Here is a 20,868-nt window from a genome sequence, read left to right as displayed (position 1 = left end):
TTTAAACGGAGGTGATGGGGGTGGACGGACTCTTTCTGATTCTCTTCCTATTCATGGTGGTTACGCCCACGCTGAAGCAGTGGAGGATAAACCAGCTAAGGCTCTCTGCCATGAGGAGCCTGGAGAAGAGGAGGGGGAGCCGGGTCATCTCCCTCATCCACCGGCAGGAGACCATGGGGTTCTTCGGCATGTTCCAGCGCAACTTCATAAACATCGAGGACTCCGAGGAGGTTCTCCGGTTCATCCGGATGACCCCCGACCACGTGCCCATAGATATGGTGATCCACACTCCTGGGGGTCTTCTGTTGGCGGCGGAGCAGATAGCCGAGGCGCTGAGGAAGCATCCCTCCAAGGTGACGGTCTTCGTCCCCCACTACGCCATGTCGGGGGGCACCCTCATAGCCCTGGCGGCGGACGAGATAGTGATGGACCGACATGCGGTGTTGGGGCCCGTGGATCCTCAGCTGGGTCAGTGGCCCGCTGCCTCCATAATCAAGGCGGTGGAGCAGAAGCCGGTGGAGGAGGTGGACGACCATACCCTCATCATGGCGGACGTGGCCCGGAAGGCCATGAGGCAGACCGAGGATTTCGTGCGGCGCCTTCTCAAGTCCAACGGCATGGAGGAGGAGAGGGCGGATGCGTTGGCCAAGGCGCTCACCGACGGTCGGTGGACCCACGACTACCCCATAAACATAGACGAGGCCAGGTCCTTGGGGCTGCCGGTGACGGACCAGATGCCCGACGAGATCTGCGCCCTCATGAGGCTCTACCCCCAATCGGGCCAGGGTCGTCCGTCGGTCCAGTATGTGCCTTTGCCCTTCGAGCACGGGGTGGGCGCCAAGGCCAGCATGTAAACCTTGATTCGATTGCAAAGGGTGCCCCGGGGCACCCTTTAATTTTGTTTATCGTTGGACAGATATTTTAGACTATTCCTTCTGGACATGCCCCCCGTTGGGGCTATAATTACGAAAAGAATCTCTCGGGTAAGGGGGTGTAGGGGGGAAAGTTTAGGAACGGGATGTCTTAAAAATTTTTTAAAAAAGGAGGAGATCTGGGCTATGACGGAAGAGAGGAAGTATCGCAAGCCTAGCCTGATGGAGGCCGTTTTGGTCCTCCTGTTCAGTGCCGCCTTCATAGGAGCTGGGGTCCTTTATTGGGAGGTCTCGGTTCACATTCCCATAGTGGTGGCCGCCACGGTGGCCTCTTTGGTTGGAAGGTTCGTCCTTGGTCGTCCCTGGAGGGACATAGAGGAGGGGATGGTTAACGGCATCATGGTTGGCATGCAGGCCATGCTCATCCTCTACATTATAGGGATGTTGGTTGGCACCTGGATCCCCGGCGGAGTGGTTCCCAGCATGATCTACTATGGTCTGTCCATACTCAATCCTGCGGCCTTCCTCCTCACCGCCCTGATAATATGCTCCATAGTCTCCTTCGCCACCGGCACCTCCTGGGGGACCAGCGGCACGGTGGGCATCGCCCTAATGGGAATAGGTGCGGGGCTTGGCATACCGGCCCCGATAACGGCGGGCTTTATAATCTCCGGCGCTTACGTGGGGGACAAGATGTCGCCTCTGTCGGACACCACCAACCTTGCTCCTGCGGTGGCGGGCACCGACCTTTTCCAGCACATAAGGGCCATGATGTGGACAACCCTTCCTACCTATGCCATAGTCTGCGTGGCGGCGGTCTTCCTGGGGATGAAGTATGCCGGGGGAACCCTTGATGTGGCCAAGATAAAGGCCATTCAGGCGGTGCTTGCCGGGGAGTTCAACATAAGCCTGATGGGGCTCATCCCTCCGATCCTGGTCATACTCATGTGTGTCATGAAGATTCCCGCGATACCTGGCCTCTTCGCCGGTGTGGTGGCCGGCGGTGTTCTGGCCCTGTTCAACGGTTACGGCGTTGGGGACATCCTCAGCGTAACCCTGGATGGTTACTCCGCCAAGCTAGCGGCGGATCTAGCCAACGCGGGAGACATGGCGACGGTGGCCAAGCTTATGCAAGAGGCGGGCATCTCTGGTGTAACGCCCGAGATGGCCAAGGAGGTTGGAACGCTTCTAAGCGACCTTCTGACCAGGGGCGGTATGATGTCCATGGCCAACACCATCGCCCTCATAACCTGCGCCTTGGCTTTCGGAGGCATCATGGAGCGGTGCGGCTTCCTGGAGGTCATCCTGGATAACGTCCTTAGGGTTGTCCGCTCGGTGGGGGGGCTTGCCACCTCCGTCATAGTGGCTAGCTTCATATCGAACCTCTTCCTGGGTGACCAGTACCTGTCCATCGCGATGCCGGGCCGAATCTTCAAGCCCGCCTTCGAGTGGAAGGGGCTGCATCCGAGGATGCTCTCCCGGAGTCTAGAGGACAGCGGGACTCTGACATCGGTTCTGATCCCGTGGAACACCTGTGGGGCCTACAACTCGGGTGTTCTGGGGGTTCCAACCGTCCAGTACGCCCCCTTCGCCATCCTCAACTGGCTCAACCCCATAATGGCCATCACCATCACCTACCTTGGCATAGGGGTGGCCTGGAAGGGCAAGGACGGGGAGCCGGTCATAGCGAAGGAGAGGCCCGCGGAACTGGCGTGAGATGTCTTCGGTGGATCGTCTCAAGATAGAGTCCCCTCACCACCTCTCCCTCCCAAACTGGGGGAAGGTCCTAGCGGCCTTAGCGGGGGTTCTGCTCATGGGAGATGCCATGAGGGGGTTTCTGTTCGGCTCCGGGTCTAATCTGAGCGCCAAGTTCATAGTGGGAGCTGCGTGCCTGTACGCCACCGGAATTAGCAGGAAGCTCTATCTATCCGAGGAGGGGATCGTTCGAGAGACCAGGACGTGGCTTGGCGCGAGGACCGAAGTCTTCCCTTGGGAGGAGGTTAAGTTCGTAACGCTGGCCACCCGGGGGAATACCACCCTGGCTTTTTTCGAGCGGGATCAGTCGGGTTGGAAGGTGCCGCTGAACGCCTCCGATGAGCCAAAGGTGCAGGAGCTGATAGCCCGGCGAGCTCCCGGCGTTCAGGTGGATCGTGTGCGGGGTTGATGTCTTGGCGCACCAAAGGTAAGCTTCTCGGGCGGGGGGATGCCCCCCGCCCGTTTTCGATTTGGGTTCAGTACTTTGCAGGCAGAGGATAGGAGTGATTCATCCCTTGTTGTCGTTTGCGTCCCCGTCTATCCCTTGGCCTATTGGGGAGCTTGGTCAGTTGGGGTTGGAGCTTTTGCTTTGGTTTGGGTTTAACCGTGTGTTGGCGCACCTTATCCGCCGGGCCGCCGCCTTGGCCAGGTCCAGGGCGGCCGCGCCGGGGGATCAGAACCGGGTCGACACCCTTGAGAGGATGGGGGTTTGGGTGGCCCGGGTGGGATTGGGGATACCCATGGGGCTGTCGGTGATGGACACCCTGGGGATCAACGTCAAGGCCCTGATGGCGGGGGTGGGGGTGGCGGGGCTGGGCATCTCCCTGGCGGCCCAGAGCATAATCCGGGACTTCCTCTGCGGTTTCCTAATCCTGATGGAGAACCAGTTCAACGTGGGTGAGGTGGTTGTCATCGACGGGCTCGCCGGGACGGTGGAGGCATTCAGCCTCCGGTGCACCCGCCTCAGAAGCCTGAACGGGGAGCTAATCATAATCCCCAACAGCCAGATATCCAGGGTGGTGAACCACACCAGGGGCTGGTCGGTGGCCAACGTGGAGGTGAACATCCCCTACGAGGAGGACCCCAAGGGGGCCATGGCCGCCATGGAGGACTGCGCGGCGGCCCTGATGGGAGAGATGGGGGACGTTGTGATCGAGCCCCCGGTGATCCAGGGGATCGTGGACTTCAAGGACAGCTGGATGGTCCTGAGGGCCCTCATAAAGACCGTCCCGGGCAGCCAGTGGGAGGTGGGCAGGCGCTACCGGATGCTGCTCAAGGAGGCCTTCGACTCCAGGGGCATCCAGTTTGCCTACCCTCACCTGGACGTGTCCCTCCTGGATCCTCAGCGGGGGAAGAGCCCTATGCCGTAGGGAAGAGGCCTCTCCTTCCCGTCCGAGGGGATGTTGACCGTCACCCCCCGCCAGATCATCTGACTGGATCCCCCTCCGTCCAGGTTGAGCGCCGCCACGAGCCCCTCTTCCAGGGCCAGGTTGGCGGCCTCCTCCAGGGTGACCCCGGAGCTGTGGCCGTTCCTGCCGTCTATCACCATGAAGACCAGCCCCTGCTCGTCTATCCCCACCAGGGTCCGGGGATGCCGCCTCTCCCGTATGGACCTGGAGAGCCCCTCGGATCGGTTCACGTACCGGCGGTTCTCGACGATCATGGGCCCCCCCTGGATCACCAGCCGGCAGGCCTCGAAGGCGGGGAAGGCGAACCGCCGGACCAGTTGCAGGGTATCGCCGATGTTCAGGGATCCCAACGCCTCCGCCGCCCTTCCGTTGGCCAGCAGGGTGAAGTCCGCCCCCTGGGGCTCATCCTGGACGATCCCGTCCTTGACGGACAAGGAGAGCAGCGCCTGGTTCCCCGGCCTGTAGGCCCCGCCGTAGAAGATGGACAGGTTCCCGTTCTTGGGGGGCACGTTGAAGTCCCCGATGGGAAGGGTCCACTCCCCGTTGGAGACCCCGAAGCTGGCTGAGCCGTCGCCGAAGAAGACCGATCCGTCCTGGGTGATCCCCACCGCCGACCGGCCCATGATGGGCCTGCCCAGGGGGATGCCCCGGTGCACCATGGTGCCTATGGGGTAGGCGGAGTAGTAGTAGCCCCCGTTCACCATGGCGACGGCCTTGGACATCTGGCTCAGGAACGACATGGGGGCCCTGCCCATGCCGTAGGAGCCGGCGAAGACCGGGTCCACCTGCACCTTGGAGGTGTCCACCCGGAGCACCGCGTAGTAGAGCTTGGGGCCCCCGGACTCCTCCTGGGAGGCCACGCAGGAGGCGTTCCAGTCCGGGTTCTCCTCCGATGCCCTGAGCGCCTCCTCGGAGGTCTCGAAGGGCCCCACCTGGACGCTGCCGTCCGGGAGCGCCGTGGCCGCCTTCCCCTGTCCCATTGCCCAGAGGGCCATGGGGGCGAAGAGGTCCGACCGGTCGGACTGGAGGAAGAAGGGGCCCCTTGCGGTGGTCTGCCTGCCCACCTGGACCACCTTGAGGCTCATCCCCTCCATCCGGTCCAGCACCTCCACCCGGGATATGGCCTCCCCCTGGGGCAGGTTCGCTTCCGCCTGACCGTTCAGCGTCACCTGGGGATCCGCCCCCGCGCCCCTCAGGGATGCCACGAGCCGCATGGCGGCGCCGAAGCCCGCGGACTTGAGGCGCTCCTCCAGGACACCGGATGAGGCCTCCTGCCCCTGAACCTGATGGGCGGCGTCGGATGCTAAGTCCTCCGCCAGGGCGGGGCTTGTTAGGACCATGAGCGCCAGGAAGGTGATGAAGAGGGGCCGCAGGGGCCATTTATAGCCGGTCATGGGGAACCTCCGATCCTAGTTTATGGCTTTTTTAACCCATTATCCTCCATGGAGACGGGTATTGGACAACCTGGGCAAGGTTCTGTATATTAAGAACTGCTCCGGCAGTGGAGATCAGAGCTACTTTAACGGTTTTTCAACCTTGCGCCTTGGAGGTGGATCCGTTGCAGCTATTCCTGGAGCAGCTTTTGAACGGTCTCGCCATCGGGGCCATATACGGCCTCACCACCCTGGGGCTTGCGCTGGTGTACGGGATCTTGAGGATCCTGCACGTGGCCCATGCGGGGGTCTACGCGGTGGGGGCCTACGTGGGGCTCTTCGCCGCCCAGTGGACCGGCAGCCTGCTGATGGGGGTCCTGCTGGCGGGGGCGGTGAGCTCCCTGCTGGGGGTGGCCATCGAGAGGCTGTTCTACTTCCCGCTCCTCAAGTACCCTCCCTACGTGCCCCTCATAGGCAGCATAGCGGTGTTCATATCCCTGGAGGAGCTGATCCGGCTGGTGGCGGGGCCGGAGATCCGGTCCTTCCCGGCGGAGATCCCGCTGCCGGCCCTGAAGCTGGGGGTGGTCACCGTGTCGCCGCCGTTGCTCGCGGTCTACCTCACCACCGGCCTGGTGCTCCTCTCCCTCTGGTTCGTCACAACCCGGACCGAGTTCGGCCTTGCCATGAGGGCCGCCTCCCAGGACATGGAGGTGGCCTCCTCCCTGGGGGTGAACAGCCACCGGGTGGTGAGCCTCACCTTCGTCATAGGCTCCTTCACCGCCGCCCTGGCGGGGGTGTTGGTGGGGGTCTACTACAATCAGGTCTACCCCTCCATGGGGGCGGTCCCGGCCTACAAGACGTTGGCGCTCATCGTGGTGGGAGGCATGGGGTCCGTGCCTGGGGCGGTGATGGCCTCCCTGCTTTTGGGGGTGGCGGAGACTTTGCTCATCGGCTACGCCAACGTTCCCCTTCCGAGGGACGCCCTGGCGTTCATCGCCATGATACTGGTTCTCCTGGTCAGGCCCAAGGGGCTATTCGCCCGCCGGCCCCGGTAGTCTGGAGGTGATCCCGTGAACGATTACGCGGTGAGCGTGGCCACCATAATAGCCATCCAGGCCATAGGGGCCCTGGGATTGAACGTGATAGTGGGTTATGCGGGGCAGATATCCCTGGGTCATGCGGCCTTCTTCGGAATAGGGGCCTACGCCTGCGCCATGTTGACCACCAATGGCCTGTCCTTCTGGCTGGCGCTGCCGGTGGTGCTTGCCATATCGGGTTCCGTGGGGGCCCTGCTGGGGCTTCCCAGCATAAGGCTGAAGGAGGACTTCCTGGCCATAACCACCATAGGGATCAACTTCATCGTGGAGGCCATATTCCTCTACACCCCCTTCTTCGGCGGTGCCCTGGGGATAGGGGGCATACCCCGGGTGGTCTTCCTGGGGGAGAAGCTCAAGGGGGTGGGGTTCCTGTGGCTCTGCCTGGCCTTCCTTGGGGCATCCGTCCTGGGCTGTCTGTGGTTCCGGCGATCCTGGCTGGGGCTTGGGTGCTTTGCCATCCGGGAGGACGAGACCGCCGCGGCCAGCATGGGCATCTGGCCCATGAAGTTCAAGCTTAGCGCCTTCGTGGTGGGGGCGAAGCTGGCGGCCCTGTCCGGGGCCCTCTACGCCCACTACATGAGGTTCATAAGCCCCGGGGACTTCGGCTTCCCCGTGTCGGTCATGTTCCTGTCCATGGTGGTCCTGGGTGGCATGGGGACCCTCTGGGGCCCGGTGGTGGGGGCGGTGGTGCTGGGGATCCTGCCGGAGGTGTTCCGGCCCATAATGGAGTACAGGATGCTCCTCTACGGGGCCCTGCTCCTGGGGATGATCCGGTTCCAGCCTGGGGGCCTTTTGGGGGATCAAAGCCTTGCCATGAGGGTCTTCAGAAGGCTTAGGCCCCGGGGAGGTGACTGAGTTGGACCCGATCTTGGAGGTAAGGGACCTTTCGATCAGCTTCGGTGGGCTCAAGGCGGTGGACTCGGTGAGCTTCTCCATGGCTCGAGGGGAGATACTGGGGCTGCTGGGCCCCAACGGGGCGGGGAAGACCACCTGCTTCAACATGATATCCGGGGTGCTTAAGCCCACCGGGGGCACCATCGTCTTCGATGGCCGGAGGACCGACGGTCTCCCGCCCCATCGGATGGCGGAGCTCGGGGTGGGCAGGACGTTCCAGATAGTGCGCCCCTTTGGGGCCCTCACGGTGTTGGAGAACGTGTGCGTCGCCCTGGGGGGCTTCCGGTACCGGGGATCCCCCTTGAGGGCGTCCGGATTTTGGCGTACCAGGGCCACCCTGGAGAGGGGGGAGGAGATCCTCGCCAAGGTGGGGCTTCTGGATCTCAAGGACGCCAGGGCCTCCTCGCTGCCCATAGGTAACCTCAGGCGACTCGAGATAGGCCGGGCCCTGGCGCTGGAGCCCAAGCTGCTGTTGCTGGACGAGTGCTTCTCCGGGCTGAGGCACGAGGAGATCGTAATGATAGAGGAGCTGGTGAGGTCCATAAGGGACTCCGGCGTGTCGGTGCTCCTCATAGAGCACAACATGAGGGTGGCCATGGGGCTTAGCCACCGGGTGGTGGTGCTGGACCACGGCCGCAAGCTGGCGGAGGGGCTGCCCCAGCAGGTGGCCTCCGATCCGGCGGTGGTGGAGGCCTACCTGGGCAAGGGGGGTGTGGCGGTTGCTCCTTGAGGTGGAGGACCTGAAGGTCTCCTACGGGGACTTCGAGGCGGTCCACGGGGTGAGCCTCGGGGTAGAGGAGGGGGAGCTGGTCTCGGTGATAGGGGCCAACGGGGCGGGCAAGACCACGGTGCTCAGGGCCCTCATGGGGCTCACCATGCCCAAGGGGGGCAGGATATCCTTCATGGGCCGGGACGTGACCCGGATGGAGCCCCACGAGAGGGCGCGGCTGGGGATCCGGATGGTGCCCGAGAGGGCCCGGGTCTTCCCGGAGCTCACCGTGAGGGAGAACCTCCTGATGGGGGCCTACGGGATCCCCAAGGATCGGGGGCTCAAAGAGAGGCTGGAGTGGATATACCGCCTCTTCCCGGTGCTTGAGGAGAGGGAAGGTCAGCTGGCGGTGACCCTCTCGGGGGGTGAGCAGCAGCAGCTGGCCATAGGCAGGGCGTTGGTGTCGGATCCCAAGCTGCTCCTGGTGGACGAGGTGTCCATGGGGCTCATGCCCAAGCTGGTGGATCAGGTGTTCCAGGTGCTGAGGGATCTCAACATATCGGAGGGGATGACCATACTCCTGGTGGAGCAGAACGCCCTGGCGTCCCTTGGAATATCCCACCGGGGCTACATCCTTCAGACCGGGCGGATCGAGATATCCGGCAGCAGCCAGGAACTGATGGCGGATCCCAGGGTCCGGGAGGCTTACCTTGGCATATAGGTTTCGGGGGGATGTCCCCTTATCTACATGGAGGAGGTGGGTGCGCATGAGGAGGTTTGGAGTGCTGTTCCTGGCGGCGGTGATGGTCCTGTCGGTGGGGGCCTGGGCTTTTGGGGCGGAGCCCATAAAGATAGGGCTCCTGGTCCCGATGACCGGTTTCGCCGCCGCTGATGGGGAGAGTGCCCTCAACTCGGTGAAGCTGGCGGTGGAGCACGTGAACGCCTCCGGTGGCGTCCTGGGCCGCAAGGTCCAGCTGGTCTACTACGACGACGCGGCGGATCCCAAGCAGGCGGTCCCACTGGCCCAGAAGCTGATCAATCAGGACCGGGTGGTGGCGGTGGTGGGGGGGTCCTACAGCATGCCCTCCCGGGCGGTGGCCCCCGTATTTGATGACGAGGAGATCCCCTTCGTTGCCGCCTATGCGATTCACCCGGACGTGACCAAGGGGGACTACACGTTCCGCAACGGGTTCCTGGGCAAGGTGGAGGGGCAGGCGGCGGCCTACACGGCGGTGAAGCTCTTGAGGGGCAAGAGGCTGGCCATGCTGACCAGCGACAATGACTTCGGCCGCACCCTGGCGGAGGGGTTCAAGACCTACCTGAACAAGTACGCCCCCAACGTCCCGCTGGTGGCTTCCCTCACCTATCCCGCCAGCGAGAAGGACTTCAAGGCGTACCTGGCCAAGATCAAGGAGGCGGACCCGGACGTGATCTTCGCCAGCGGCTACTACTTTCAGACGGGCCCCATGCTCAAGCAGGCCCGGGAGATGGGGATAATAGCCCAGATAATAGGCGAGGAGGGGGCGGACTCCCCCAAGACCATCGAGATCGCCGGCAAGGCGGCGGAGGGGTTCGTGATCGTCACCAACCTGAACCGGGACGACCCCCGGCCGGTGGTGCAGAAGTTCCTTAAGGAGTACCGGGCGCGCTACAAGGTCGAGCCCGACATGGTGGGGGCCTCCGCCTACGACGCCTTCATGATAATCGTGGAGGCCATCAGGAGGGCGGGGAGCGCGGACCGGAAGGCCATCCGGGACGCCATCGCCAAGACGTCCGCCTACAACGGCCTCACGGGCATAATCCGGGGCTTCGACAGCCGCGGGGAGGTCATAAAGCCCGTTCAGGTGCAGATCGTGAGGAACGGCAAGTTCCGCCACTTCGGCATGATCGACAACCCGGACATAATAACCCCCTGATGGGGATCCGGGCTGTTGACAGGGGGCCCGAGGGCTAATATAATTCTCTCCGTTGTGACTGGGGCTGTGGCGCAGCGGGAGCGCGCTTCCTTGGCATGGAAGAGGTCGGGGGTTCAACTCCCCCCAGCTCCACCAGGACTCACGGGGCCGTCTTCGGACGGCCCCTTTCGATTTTTCCACCAATTCCTCCCAATCTTCAGATCCGAATACCGGGGGCCTTCCCGTCGGTAAGTCCCGACCCCATACGTCGGAATTTGCGTTCAATACCCAAGAGACATTTCGGATTTAACTTTCATACTTGAAGGTTTTGTCCGGCAATGTAGTATTTGCTTCGGGTCGTTCGCGTTTTTGTCGTGAATTTTGGAAGGAGGATGTTTCGTGGAGGGAAGGGAGACTTTTTCGGGCAAGATAGGTTTCGTTTTGGCCTGCGTGGGGGCCGCCATGGGGCTCGGTAGCATATGGCTCTTCCCCTGGAGGCTGGGGGCCTTCGGCGGGGCGGCCTTTCTGATCCCCTACCTGGCCTTCACCTTCGGCTTGGCGGTAACGGGCCTCATGGGGGAGTTCGCCTTCGGTCGGAGCCAGAGGGCGGGGGCCATCAGGGCCTTCGGCAACGTGCTCAAGGAGCAGGGGGTGGGCTTCGGGGGTGCCCTGGGCCTCATCCCGGTGCTGGGCGTCAGCGGGGTCTTCGTCTTCTACCTCATAGTCTGCGGCTGGGTGCTGAAGTACCTGGTCCTCTCGGTCCTTGGGGCCTTCGGGCGGATGGACCCAGGTCCCTACTTCCAGGCCTTTGCGGGCAGCTGGGAAAGCGTCCTGTGGCACCTGCTGGCCATGATCATCACCATGGCCATCATCGTGAGGGGGGTCCAGGGGGGCATCGAGAAGTCCAACAAGGTGATGATGCCCGCCCTGTTCCTGATCCTGCTGGCCCTGGCGGTAAGGTCCCTGACCCTGCCCGGGGCCATGGAGGGGGTACGGTTCCTTTTCGTCCCCAAGTGGCATCACCTTCTGGAGGCCAAGACCTGGGTCATGGCGCTGGGGATGGCGTTCTTCACCGTCTGCCTAGGTGGGGCCGCCATGCTGGTGTACGGCAGCTACCTGGGTGACGGGGAGGACATCCCCTCCTCGGCGGTGAACGCCGCCTTCTGGACCACGGTGGCGTCCATCCTCTCCGCCCTGGTGACCATCCCCGCCGCCTTCGCCTTCAAGCTGGACGTTGGGGCCGGCCCGTCGCTGCTCTTCATAACGGTGCCCCACATCTTCGGCTCCATGCGGGGGGGCTACGTCTTCGGGGTGCTGTTCTTCCTTTGCGTGCTCTTCGCCGCCGTGTCCTCCGCCATAAACCTGATGGAGGTGCCGGTGGAGGCGGTGATGGACCGCTTTAAGCTGAGCCGCATGAGGAGCTCCCTTCTGGTGGCCGCTCTGGGCTTCCTGCTGGGGATGCCCATGGACGTGAACCTTAATCTCTTCGGCACCTTCGCCGATCTGGTCACCACCTACGTGGTACCCCTGGGGGCGGTGCTCTCCGCGGTGGTGTTCTTCTGGTTCTACGGGGCGGACCGGGCTCGGGAGCAGGTTAACCGGGGGGCGGCCAGGAAGCTGGGGGCCTGGTGGTCCTTCCACGCCAAGTACGTCTTCGTCCTGACCTCCGTGGCGGTGCTGGTGCTGGGCATACTGGTGGGGGGCTTCTAGGCTGTAAGCTAAGCGGGGGGCCAGTGGGCCCCCCGCTTCCTCACCCCTCCGCCTTCACGTACCCCTTGGGCAGCTGGAAGAGCCCCTCCGGCAGGGGCCCCTCCTTGATGTCCCTTATCTCCATGCTCCACCGGTTGTACCGGTCCGCCACCTTTACCAGGAGCCCCGTCTTGGAGCTGACCCACTTGACCAGGTTCTCCCGGATCCCTCCCACGGTCCTGCTCACCAGGAACTTGGAGCACCGGACGTCCCCCACCAGCTCCTCCCCCAGGTACGACTCCCCGGTGGTGCCCGGCACCCCGTCCAGGGAGAAGTAGCCCGGGTGGTCCTGGTACCTTAGCTCCTGGTAGGTCTTGTCCCCCCCATTGAGGCGCCACACCACCCCCAGGTCCGGCCTGTATATGTCCACCGCCCCCTGGGCATCGATCCTTACCCCCTTGGAGCTCACGTATATCCGGTAGCTCTGGGCGCCGTTGGGGCCTTTGTATATCATGTAGCCCTGGTGGTCCGAGGGCAGGAAAGCCACCCCCATGGCGGGCAGCCCCCCCAGGGGGGCGAGCAGAAGCAGGATCCCCAGGGTCAACGGGCCCCAGGGGAAGCTGAAGGATCTCCGGTGGATCATCTTTTAGTGCTCCTCCTTTTTCACCGCAAATTAGGATTATTATATTATAATCCTATCTCCAGATGTACAAGACCATGGGGGTGATCAGAGATGAGTGGGGCGGACTTCGAGGCTTCCATAGGGAAGGTGGACGGGGACCTTTACGGTCTGATGGTTCGGGAGCAGGGCAGGCAGAGGGCTGGCCTGGAGATGATCGCGTCGGAGAACTTCGTTCCCCGGGCCATCCTGGAGGCCCAGGGGTCCATTCTCACCAACAAGTACGCGGAGGGTTACCCTCACAAGAAGTATTACGGGGGCTGCGAGTTCGTGGAGGAGATAGAGGACCTGGCGATCCGCCGGGCCAAGGAGCTCTTCGGAGCGGAGCATGCCAACGTGCAGCCCCACTCGGGGACCACCGCCAACATGGCGGTCTACTTCGCGGTCATGAAGCCCGGGGACACCATGTTGGCCATGAAGCTGGACCAGGGGGGGCACCTGTCCCACGGGCATCCGCTCAACTTCACGGGGCTCATATACAACGTGGTGGGCTACGGGGTCAGGCCCGACACGGAGACCATCGACTACGACCAGGTACGCCAGCTGGCCCTGGAGCATCGTCCCCGGGTCATCGTGGCGGGGGCCAGCGCCTATCCCCGGTTCATAGACTTCGAGGCCTTCGCCCGGATCGCCCAGGAGGTGGGGGCGGTCCTCATGGTGGACATGGCCCACATAGCGGGGCTGGTGGCGGGGGGAGTCCACCCAAGCCCGGTTCCCCACGCGGACTTCGTGACCACCACCACCCATAAGACCCTGCGGGGGCCCAGGGGGGCTTTGGTGCTGTGCAGGTCCCAGTACGCCGCTCAGCTGGACAGGACGGTCTTCCCGGGCATCCAGGGTGGGCCCCTGGTCCACGTGATGGCGGGCAAGGCGGTCTGCTTCCACCTGGCCATGAGGGAGGACTTCAAGGAGTACGCCCGGAACGTGGTCCTTAACGCCAAGGCCCTGGCGGAGGCCCTGATGGATCGGGGCTTCCGGCTGGTGAGTGGCGGGACCGACAACCATCTGTTACTAGTGGACCTCCGCTCCAAGGGGATCACCGGCAAGGAGGCGGAGGTCCTCCTGGATCGGATCGGCATAGCCTGCAACAAGAACATGATCCCCTTCGACCCGGAGAAGCCCATGGTTGCCAGCGGCATAAGGCTGGGCACCGCCGCGCTGACCACCCGGGGCTTGGGTCCGGTGGAGATGAGGACCATAGCGGAGATCATAGACCGGGCCATCGCCTTGAGGGACAACCATCAGGAGCTGGAGAGGCTGGCTGGCCAGGTGCGGGAGATGAGCCTGGCCTTCCCCCTCTACACCTCCATGAGGGAGCCCTGGGTGGAGGCCCGGTGATGGCTCATATCGAGCAGTTTGGAGGATGAGAGATGTCTAAGATGGATGCCCTGTCCCTATCCTACGAGGATTGGGTCAGGGAGATGGAGGCCCTGGGGGAGAAGCGCTTCCGGGCGGATCAGGTTTGTGGGTGGTTCTACCGACGGCACGTCTTCGAGTTCCAGCTGATGAGCGACCTGTCGTTGGAGTTGCGGAATAGGCTGGACGGGGCATTCCGGGTGGGGCTGCCCAAGATGCTGGGCATGAGGGCCTCCGGCAGGGACGGGACCAAGAAGTTCCTCTTCGACTTCGACGGGTCCTCGGTGGAGTCGGTGGCCATATGGCACCCGGGGCGGATCACCGCCTGCGTGTCCACCCAGGTGGGTTGCCCCTTGGGCTGTCCCTTCTGCGCCACCGGTCAGTCGGGGTTCGAGAGGAACATGACCGTGGGGGAGATGGTGGGCCAGTTTCTTGCCATGGAGGCCCGGCTTGGGGAGATAAAGAACCTGGTCTTCATGGGGATGGGGGAGCCCATGCTTAACTACCACAACCTGATCGGGGCCATAAGGAACCTGAACCACCCCAAGATGAGGGGGCTGGGCATAAGACACATCACCGTCTCCACCAGCGGGATCATCCCCGGGATACTTAACCTCGCCCGGGAGGGGCTGGGGGTTAGGTTGGCGGTATCCCTGCACGCCCCGAACGACGAGCTAAGGGACCAGCTGGTCCCCATAAACGCCCAGTACCCCCTGAAGGAGCTCAAGAGGGCCCTCATGGAGTACCAGGAGATCACCGGTGACAGGATAACCATAGAGTACTCCCTGTTCGACCAGGTGAACGATTCGGTGCCCATGGCCAGGCAGCTGGGGGAGTACCTGAAGGGGCTCTCCGCCTTCGTAAACCTGATCCCCGGCAGCTGCGTGGGGGACCAGCGCTTCAGGCCCTCGCCGCCCTTCCGGGTCAGGGCCTTCGGGGACCTGCTGACCGCCATGGGCTACCCGGTGGCCATGAGGCAGAGCAAGGGCTCCGACGTGGGAGGCGCCTGCGGGCAGCTCCGGCGCCAGGTGTCCCCTGGGATCCAGGAGGCCAGCCCCCAGGGGGGCCAAAGGGGGGGCGAGCAGGCCCCCAAGGCCCCAGGTCCTGCGGGGGATTCGAAGCCCGACAGGGGCCCCAACAAGGGGGGCCGCCGGCAGGCTTCGGCCTCCAAGGGGGAGGGCGGAAAGGCCAGTGGTGGCGACTCCGGCGGATCCCGCAGGGGAGGACATAAAAAGCCCGCCGCAGGGGGAAGGTCCGCGCCGGAGGGGAACCGGCCCCGGGGCGAGGGCCCGGGCAAGCGGGACCGGAGTGGTCCGGGGCCCGCGGGGCGCCCCCGGGGGCCAAGGGGCAACGGTCCTAGGGGCAAGCGCCCCGGCGGGGCCGGCAGGAACAAGGGGAGGTAGGGCCGGGGGCTCCAGCGGGGCCCCCTTTAGCGGTGGGGTTTGTGACCGTGGGTCATTTAAAAGACCGGTGGTATAATGACCGGGCCTTGGTTTATAGGTTGTGAGTCTTGGAGTGAAGCGGGGGTATCTTCTTGTCTTTTCGGGGAAGCGAGTTTTTGGGTAGCGAACCGGTGGGGCGGCTTCTCATGAGGCTGTCCCTGCCCGCCATGGTGGGCATGTTCGTCCAGGCCACCTACAACATGGTGGACGCCCTCTTCATAGGGTGGGGAGTTGGGCCCTTGGGTTTGGCGGGGACCGCCATGGCTTTTCCGGTGCAGTTCCTGGCCATGGCCTTCGCCACCATGGGGGGAGTCGGGGGGTCGTCCCTGGTGTCCCGGAGCATCGGGGCGGGGGATCGAGAGACCGCCTGCTACGCCTTTGGCAACCTGATGTGGTTCGCCTGGACGTTCGGTCTGATCATGGCGGTGGGCTGTCACCTGGCCCTGGGGCAGATCCTGGGCCTCATGGGGGCCTCTGAGGATGTCCTGCCCCACGGCAGGGCCTATCTTGAGGTGATCATATGGGGCTTTCCCCTCATAATGGCGGGCATAGGGATGAACAGCACCGTCAGGGCCCAGGGGCGGGCCAAGCTGGCCATGGCCACCATGCTGGTCTCCGCGGGGACCAACGTGGTGCTGGACTATGTCTTCATATTCCCATTGGGCATGGGGGTCAGGGGGGCCGCGCTGGCCACGGTCATATCCCAGGGGGTGATGGTGGTCTGGCTCATGGTCCACTTTGCCCTGTCGGGGGGCAGGATGCTTTCCATAGGGGTCCGTCACCTGGTGCCCCGTTGGGGGGTGCTGAGGCAGATCCTCGGGGTGGGGTCGTCGGAGTTCGTCCGGCTTGGGGCCTCGGCGGTGGTGGTGGCCCTGGTGGTCCGGAGCCTTCAGCGGTACGGGTCCAGTGACGCGGTGGCGGCCTTTGGGGTGGTGAACCGAGTGGTCGCCCTGGCCTTCATGCCCATCATAGGGGTCGGGCAGGGGCTGCAGCCCATCCTGGGGTACAACTATGGGGCGGGGAAGATGGATCGGGCCATCAGGGCCATAAAGCTGTCGCTTCTCATGGCCTCGGGCCTGTCCACCCTGGCCTTCGTCCTGATGATGATCTTCCCTAGGGAGATCTTCTCCCTCTTCACCCCCGAGGAGGCCCTGATAGGGGTCGGGGAGAGGACCTTGAGGACCATGGGGCTTGGCTTCCCGGTGGTGGGGTTCCAGGTGGCGGGCACCGGGGTCTTCCAGGCCATGGGCAAGGGGCTCAAATCCTTCGTGTTGTCCCTCTCCAGGCAGGTGCTCCTGTTCATCCCGCTCCTTCTGGTGCTGCCCCCCGCCATGGGGCTCAAGGGGGTTTGGCTGGTCTACCCCCTGTCGGATCTCATCTCCGCCATTATCACCGGCGTCATGCTGGCGCTCCAGCTTAGGGCCCTGGGCAGGATCGAGGATGGGAAGGTCATGTGATCCGCCGGGGGATCTAAGGGGGGCTAAAAGAAAGCGGGGCCGGACAGGTGCCCGGCCCCGCGGTACGTTCTTGGCAGTCCCAAGGGGATTCGAACCCCTGTTTCCGGGCTGAGAACCCGGCGTCCTAGGCCTCTGGACGATGGGACCGCGTATCGCGCAAGGGTTATTCTACCACCCCCCATTGGAACGCGCAAGGGGGGATGGGCGTTTTCCCCGTGGGTGGAACGCGCCGGGCCAGGGGGAGAATCTTCTTGGCCGCGCAGGTTGATTTGTTTGTTGATTTGTAATATTTATGGTGTGAAGGTTGACAAGCTGGACAGCCGGGTGGCGGTGCTCGAGAAGGACCTGGGGGCTGGAGCCTCGCCGGTGAGTTCCGCTTCGATGCCAAGTTCCAGAACGAGGACGATGGCTATTACGGTGTGGACGGCAAGGCGGACTTCGACCTTAACCGTTACCGCATTTGGATCAAGAAGCGGATCAACGAGGCCACCAGCTTCACCGCCCGTCTGGGCAGCGAGGCTGATGGCGCCACCGATCTAGTTAAGTGGGACTACTACTATGTGACCACCAAGTTGCCCTACGACATCACCATGACCGTCGGTCGGCAGAACATCGACTGGGAGGACGAGAGGGGCCTCTACGTGGACAACGAGGCCTTCGTGGGCGACTGGGACCTCAAGGGCTTCCGTTTCCAGAAGGGCTTCGGGATGGTGGACTTCGATGCCTTCGTGAGCCACCGGGACGATGACGCCGTTTCCGTGGACGAGTTCTTCATGTACGGCGCCCGGATGGACTTCAACTTCAACGAGCAGTTCCGCCTGGGGCTCAGCGGCGTGTGGAACAGTTACGACTATGAGCAGTCCCGAAGGAGCGACGGCGTGGGGGTAAGCGAAACCTACGGGGCCGACATGGAGTTCAAGTTCAACCCCTCCGTGTCCCTGAAGGGGGTCTACTACAGACAGAACCTGTGGCATAAGTCATTCCTCACCCTGGCCAACGACTCCCCGGTGGCCTACAAGGTCATCCTGGACGTGAAGCAGGACCTTCTCAGGTTCACCAGCCTGTGGCTCGAGTACGCAAAGATTGACGATGCGTTCTGGATGGTGGGGGACACCGTGGATGACGGTTTGGGGGACAGGAACAGCAGCGCCTACAGCAACTACGGCGCCAAGACGCTGGCCAATCGTGGTGCAAGTACCGGCAAAGGCGATACCACCGTGTTCTTTGCCTACGCCAAGCAGAACTGGAACGACAAGTGGTCCACCTTCCAGCGCTACATGAGGGCGGACTTCTCCGGTGCCAGGGATACCACCCAAGTGGGCAACGTGAACGATACGGTAAACTACACCTTCGGTGTGGCCTACCAGCTCAATCCGGCGGTCCGGTTCGAGCTCCTGTACGACAAGATCGACTACGGCACCGGCAACCACAGCGATTTCCGCTCCGGGGACGACCACCTGGTTCGGTTCCGGACCCAGGTGGTCTTCTGATCTGCGGTCTGCAGCCGGGGGGATGCGGCGACGCCCGTGTCCCTCCGGCCCTTCTTGGCCCCTGGGGTTACGGGGCAGTATAAGAAAAATAAGAAAGCGGGGCCGGATCGGTGTCCGGCCCCGCGGCGCGTTCTTGGCAGTCCCAAGGGGATTCGAACCCCTGTTTCCGGGCTGAGAACCCGGCGTCCTAGGCCTCTGGACGATGGGACCGCGTATCACACAAGGCGCATTCTACCATCTCTCATGGGAACGCGCAAGGGGTTACTGGGCGTGTAAGGTTCAGTCTTCGGTGGCCTCTTGGGTTGCCTTGTGGGAGACCGGGTCCCCGTCCCTCATGCCCTCCGGGAAGGGGGTTATGACCCGGTCGGATGCGGAGAGCCCCTCAAGGACCATCAGCATCCCGTCCCTTTCGGCCCCCGGCTTGACGGCCCTCTCCCGCGCCTTCCCGTCCTCCAGGACGAAGACTTTTCCATTCATGGCGGCCTCAACGGGTATCTTGAGCCCCCTATGGGTGCCCTTAACGAAGGTCACCCGGGAGAGCATGCCGGGTTTAAGGTTTCCCGGGTTCTCCATCCACACCTGGGCCTTGACGGTCCTGGTGGAGGTGTCCACGTAGGGGTAGATGGTCTTCAGCGTCCCCCGGAAGGTCACGTCCCCCAGGGCCTCGCAGGTCACAGTGGCGGCCATGCCCTCCTTCAGGTCCTTGAGCTCCGTCTCCGGCAGGTTCACCGTGGCCTTGAGGATCCGCACGTTGGCCACCCGGAAGAGGGGAGTGGAGGGGCCCGCCATGGTGCCCGGCGCTATGCCGTAGTCGTCCAGCACGGTGCCGTCCACCGGGGAGGTTATCTGGTAGTCCCGCCGGTTGACCCTCTGGGCGCTCAGGGAGGCGGAGGCGGATCCCAGGTTGGCCTCCGCCTGCCGGTAGGATGCCTCCGCCTGGCTAAGGGCGGTGGAGCGCTTGTCCATCTCCTGCCGGGTGGCGTACCCCTGCTCGAACAGCCTCCGGTAGCGCTCCATCTCCCGCCGGGCCTCCTCCAGGCTCGCCCGGGCCTGCTGGAGGCTTGCCCGGGCGGACTCCACCTGGGCGGATGAGGCCCTCACCTGGGCCTCCTGGGCGTCGTAGTCGATCACCGCCAAGAGCTGTCCCTTCCGGACCCGCTCCCCGGGGCGGGCAGTCACCCGGGTTACCCGGCCGGTCACCTTGGAGTAGAGGACCGCGTCCTCCATGGCCTCCAGCGTGGAGGCGCCGCCGAATGTGACCTGCACCTCCCATGGTTCTGGGGCCACGGTGGCCACCGCCGGAGCTGGTGCCTGGGCCCTGGGCTGGGCCTTCTTGGGGGCCTTGAGCCCCCGGGTGACCCCCAGGGCGATGAGCACCGCCGCCAGGGTTAGTATGAGGATCGTCCTGTTACGCTTGTTCATGGGATCGCACCTCCCGGTTCATCACCTTGTCATCTTCTCCAGATCCTCCAGGATGGTACCCCGCTGATAGGCCAGGTTCTTCATGGCCCCCAGGAGGGACCTCACCGCCTCCAGGTAGGTCACCTCCGCCTGGGTCAGGTCCCGGCGGGCGGATATGAGGTCCAGCTGGGTGTTTACCCCCTCCCGGTAGCCCACCTCCGCCAGGGCGAGGCTCTCCCGGCTCACCTCCAAGCTGCCTCGGTAGGCGGACAGGTTCTCCCGGGCGGTCCTTAGGGCTATTATCCCCTTGCTCACCTGTTCCCGGATGGAGTCCTCCAGTTCCCTAAGGCCGATCCTTGCCTTCTCCAGCTTTGCGGCCTCCTGGGAGACCTTGGCGTCCGTCTTTCCGAAGTCCAGGAGGGGCACCGTCAGGTTCAGGGAGGCGGTCCACTCCCCCTCCTTGGTGCTCCCCGGCTTGTCGTGGTAGAGCCGGTAGCTGCCCGAGAGCGACGCGGAGGGTCTCATGGACGCGCCGGCTATTATGAGCCCCTGACGCTGGATTTCCAGGTCCTCCCGGAGGGCCATCAGATCCCGCCGGTTCCTCAAGGCCTCCGCCAGCGCCCGGTCCTCCTCGAGATCCAGGTCCACCGGTTTCAGCTCCCCCTTGACCGATAGACTGGTGGAGGGGTCCAGCCCCATGGCCCTGGAGAGGGTGACGAGCGACCGCTCCAGGTTGCCCCGGGCGGTGACCACCGATCCCACCGCGTCCCGCAGGTTCTGCTCCATCCGGGATACCTCCAGCTTGGTGTTAAGCCCCACCTCAAGCCTCTTCCGGGCCATGTCCAGCGCCCTTGCGTAGTAGTCCCGGGTCTGCTCCGCGGAGCGGAGCTTCTCCCTCTGAAGGAGCGCGTCCAGGAACGCGTCCCATGCCACGGAGGCCGCCTCCTCCCGGGCGCGTTGCAGGTTGTGCTGGGCCTTCCTCAGGTTGGCCTCTGCCTGATGGAGACCCGCGGTTATGGCCCCCCCGGCGTAGACCGTCTGGGATAGGCTTATGTCCCCGTAGTTGTTCCGCTCCGAGCCCTCCTCGCTGGACCGGCTGGCCCCCCCCTGAAGGTTCACAGTGGGCATCATGGCCGATCTGGCCTGCTGGAGGAGGGCCTGAGCGGCCTTCACGTCCTGCTCCGCCGCCAGGACCGCCTGGCTGTTTTGGATCGCCGTCTGGACCGCCTCCTTCAGCGTCAGATCCAGGGCCACGGAACGCGCTGGGTTCAAGACCAAGATGGAGGACACCACCGCCAGGGTGCCCAGGAGGCGGCGAAATCCCTCCATGCTAGCCAAAGAGATCCTCAT

General features: G+C 63.8%; 18 protein-coding genes and 3 tRNA genes. 15 read left to right on the top strand and 6 right to left on the bottom strand.

The window, feature by feature from the left end; all coding sequences use genetic code 11:
• The first annotated feature begins 14 nt into the window (after positions 1 to 14).
• The 4 genes from TACI_RS07225 to TACI_RS07210 all read left to right on the top strand — a co-directional run bounded on the left by TACI_RS07225 (position 15) and on the right by TACI_RS07210 (position 3,997).
• Positions 15 to 854, top strand: coding sequence for an SDH family Clp fold serine proteinase (locus tag TACI_RS07225; protein WP_164925205.1), 840 nt, complete (start codon positions 15 to 17; stop codon positions 852 to 854).
• A gap of 204 nt (positions 855 to 1,058) precedes the next feature.
• A complete protein-coding gene (gene nhaC / locus TACI_RS07220) occupies positions 1,059 to 2,588 on the top strand; it encodes a Na+/H+ antiporter NhaC (protein ID WP_012870142.1) in 1,530 nt (509 codons plus the stop codon).
• A 1-nt stretch (position 2,589) separates the two neighbouring features.
• Positions 2,590 to 3,036, top strand: coding sequence for a hypothetical protein (locus TACI_RS07215; RefSeq protein ID WP_012870141.1), 447 nt, complete (start codon positions 2,590 to 2,592; stop codon positions 3,034 to 3,036).
• Positions 3,037 to 3,235: 199 nt separating this feature from the next.
• Positions 3,236 to 3,997: a mechanosensitive ion channel family protein gene (locus TACI_RS07210; RefSeq protein ID WP_242601092.1), complete on the top strand. Its 762-nt coding sequence runs from the start codon at positions 3,236 to 3,238 to the stop codon at positions 3,995 to 3,997.
• Here TACI_RS07210 and TACI_RS07205 read toward each other — a convergent pair.
• Positions 3,970 to 5,430, bottom strand: coding sequence for a phosphodiester glycosidase family protein (locus TACI_RS07205; protein ID WP_012870139.1), 1,461 nt, complete (start codon positions 5,428 to 5,430; stop codon positions 3,970 to 3,972). The genes TACI_RS07210 and TACI_RS07205 overlap by 28 nt on opposite strands.
• A gap of 164 nt (positions 5,431 to 5,594) precedes the next feature.
• On the opposite strand from TACI_RS07205, the gene TACI_RS07200 reads away from it, so the two are divergent.
• From TACI_RS07200 to TACI_RS07170, 7 genes are all read left to right on the top strand, one after another.
• Positions 5,595 to 6,464 carry a branched-chain amino acid ABC transporter permease gene (locus TACI_RS07200; protein WP_012870138.1) on the top strand — a complete coding sequence of 290 codons (870 nt, stop codon included), beginning with the start codon at positions 5,595 to 5,597 and terminating at the stop codon, positions 6,462 to 6,464.
• A 15-nt stretch (positions 6,465 to 6,479) separates the two neighbouring features.
• Positions 6,480 to 7,361, top strand: a complete 882-nt coding sequence (locus TACI_RS07195) for a branched-chain amino acid ABC transporter permease (protein WP_012870137.1) — start codon at positions 6,480 to 6,482, stop codon at positions 7,359 to 7,361.
• 1 nt (position 7,362) lies between these two features.
• Positions 7,363 to 8,130, top strand: a complete 768-nt coding sequence (locus TACI_RS07190; RefSeq protein ID WP_012870136.1) for an ABC transporter ATP-binding protein — start codon at positions 7,363 to 7,365, stop codon at positions 8,128 to 8,130.
• Entirely contained in the window at positions 8,120 to 8,830 is a 711-nt protein-coding gene (locus tag TACI_RS07185; RefSeq protein ID WP_012870135.1) for an ABC transporter ATP-binding protein, read from the top strand. Before TACI_RS07190 ends, TACI_RS07185 begins: the two co-directional genes overlap by 11 nt.
• A gap of 46 nt (positions 8,831 to 8,876) precedes the next feature.
• On the top strand, positions 8,877 to 10,025 hold the full coding sequence (locus TACI_RS07180) for an ABC transporter substrate-binding protein (RefSeq protein WP_012870134.1): 1,149 nt from the start codon (positions 8,877 to 8,879) through the stop codon (positions 10,023 to 10,025).
• Between the two features lie 60 nt (positions 10,026 to 10,085).
• Positions 10,086 to 10,160 (top strand) — tRNA-Ala (locus TACI_RS07175).
• A gap of 243 nt (positions 10,161 to 10,403) precedes the next feature.
• Positions 10,404 to 11,714, top strand: a complete 1,311-nt coding sequence (locus TACI_RS07170) for a sodium-dependent transporter (protein ID WP_012870133.1) — start codon at positions 10,404 to 10,406, stop codon at positions 11,712 to 11,714.
• Positions 11,715 to 11,754: 40 nt separating this feature from the next.
• Here TACI_RS07170 and TACI_RS07165 read toward each other — a convergent pair whose 3' ends face one another.
• Complete coding sequence (locus TACI_RS07165) at positions 11,755 to 12,336, bottom strand: hypothetical protein (protein WP_012870132.1); 582 nt, start codon at positions 12,334 to 12,336, stop codon at positions 11,755 to 11,757.
• 90 nt (positions 12,337 to 12,426) lie between these two features.
• Between TACI_RS07165 and TACI_RS07160 the strand changes: the two genes are divergently transcribed.
• From TACI_RS07160 to TACI_RS07150, 3 genes are all read left to right on the top strand, one after another.
• Positions 12,427 to 13,710: a serine hydroxymethyltransferase gene (locus TACI_RS07160; RefSeq protein ID WP_012870131.1), complete on the top strand. Its 1,284-nt coding sequence runs from the start codon at positions 12,427 to 12,429 to the stop codon at positions 13,708 to 13,710.
• 32 nt (positions 13,711 to 13,742) lie between these two features.
• On the top strand, positions 13,743 to 15,131 hold the full coding sequence (rlmN, locus tag TACI_RS07155; protein WP_012870130.1) for a dual-specificity RNA methyltransferase RlmN: 1,389 nt from the start codon (positions 13,743 to 13,745) through the stop codon (positions 15,129 to 15,131).
• A gap of 155 nt (positions 15,132 to 15,286) precedes the next feature.
• On the top strand, positions 15,287 to 16,627 hold the full coding sequence (locus TACI_RS07150; RefSeq protein ID WP_242601091.1) for an MATE family efflux transporter: 1,341 nt from the start codon (positions 15,287 to 15,289) through the stop codon (positions 16,625 to 16,627).
• A 71-nt stretch (positions 16,628 to 16,698) separates the two neighbouring features.
• On the opposite strand, the gene TACI_RS07145 is transcribed toward TACI_RS07150, so the two are convergent.
• Positions 16,699 to 16,774: transfer RNA gene (locus TACI_RS07145), tRNA-Glu, on the bottom strand.
• A gap of 272 nt (positions 16,775 to 17,046) precedes the next feature.
• On the opposite strand from TACI_RS07145, the gene TACI_RS07140 reads away from it, so the two are divergent.
• Positions 17,047 to 18,117, top strand: a complete 1,071-nt coding sequence (locus TACI_RS07140; RefSeq protein ID WP_012870128.1) for a hypothetical protein — start codon at positions 17,047 to 17,049, stop codon at positions 18,115 to 18,117.
• A gap of 134 nt (positions 18,118 to 18,251) precedes the next feature.
• On the opposite strand, the gene TACI_RS07135 is transcribed toward TACI_RS07140, so the two are convergent.
• The 3 genes from TACI_RS07135 to TACI_RS07125 all read right to left on the bottom strand — a co-directional run bounded on the left by TACI_RS07135 (position 18,252) and on the right by TACI_RS07125 (position 20,868).
• A tRNA-Glu gene (locus TACI_RS07135) sits at positions 18,252 to 18,327 on the bottom strand.
• Positions 18,328 to 18,396: 69 nt separating this feature from the next.
• Positions 18,397 to 19,539 carry an efflux RND transporter periplasmic adaptor subunit gene (locus TACI_RS07130; protein WP_012870127.1) on the bottom strand — a complete coding sequence of 381 codons (1,143 nt, stop codon included), beginning with the start codon at positions 19,537 to 19,539 and terminating at the stop codon, positions 18,397 to 18,399.
• Positions 19,540 to 19,560: 21 nt separating this feature from the next.
• Positions 19,561 to 20,868, bottom strand: a complete 1,308-nt coding sequence (locus TACI_RS07125; protein WP_012870126.1) for a TolC family protein — start codon at positions 20,866 to 20,868, stop codon at positions 19,561 to 19,563.

The sequence above is a fragment of the Thermanaerovibrio acidaminovorans DSM 6589 genome, assembly GCF_000024905.1.
In the GTDB taxonomy this organism is placed as follows: domain Bacteria; phylum Synergistota; class Synergistia; order Synergistales; family Synergistaceae; genus Thermanaerovibrio; species Thermanaerovibrio acidaminovorans.
Note: the sequence above shows the minus strand (reverse complement) of the source record. Positions and strands in the feature narration are given on the sequence as shown.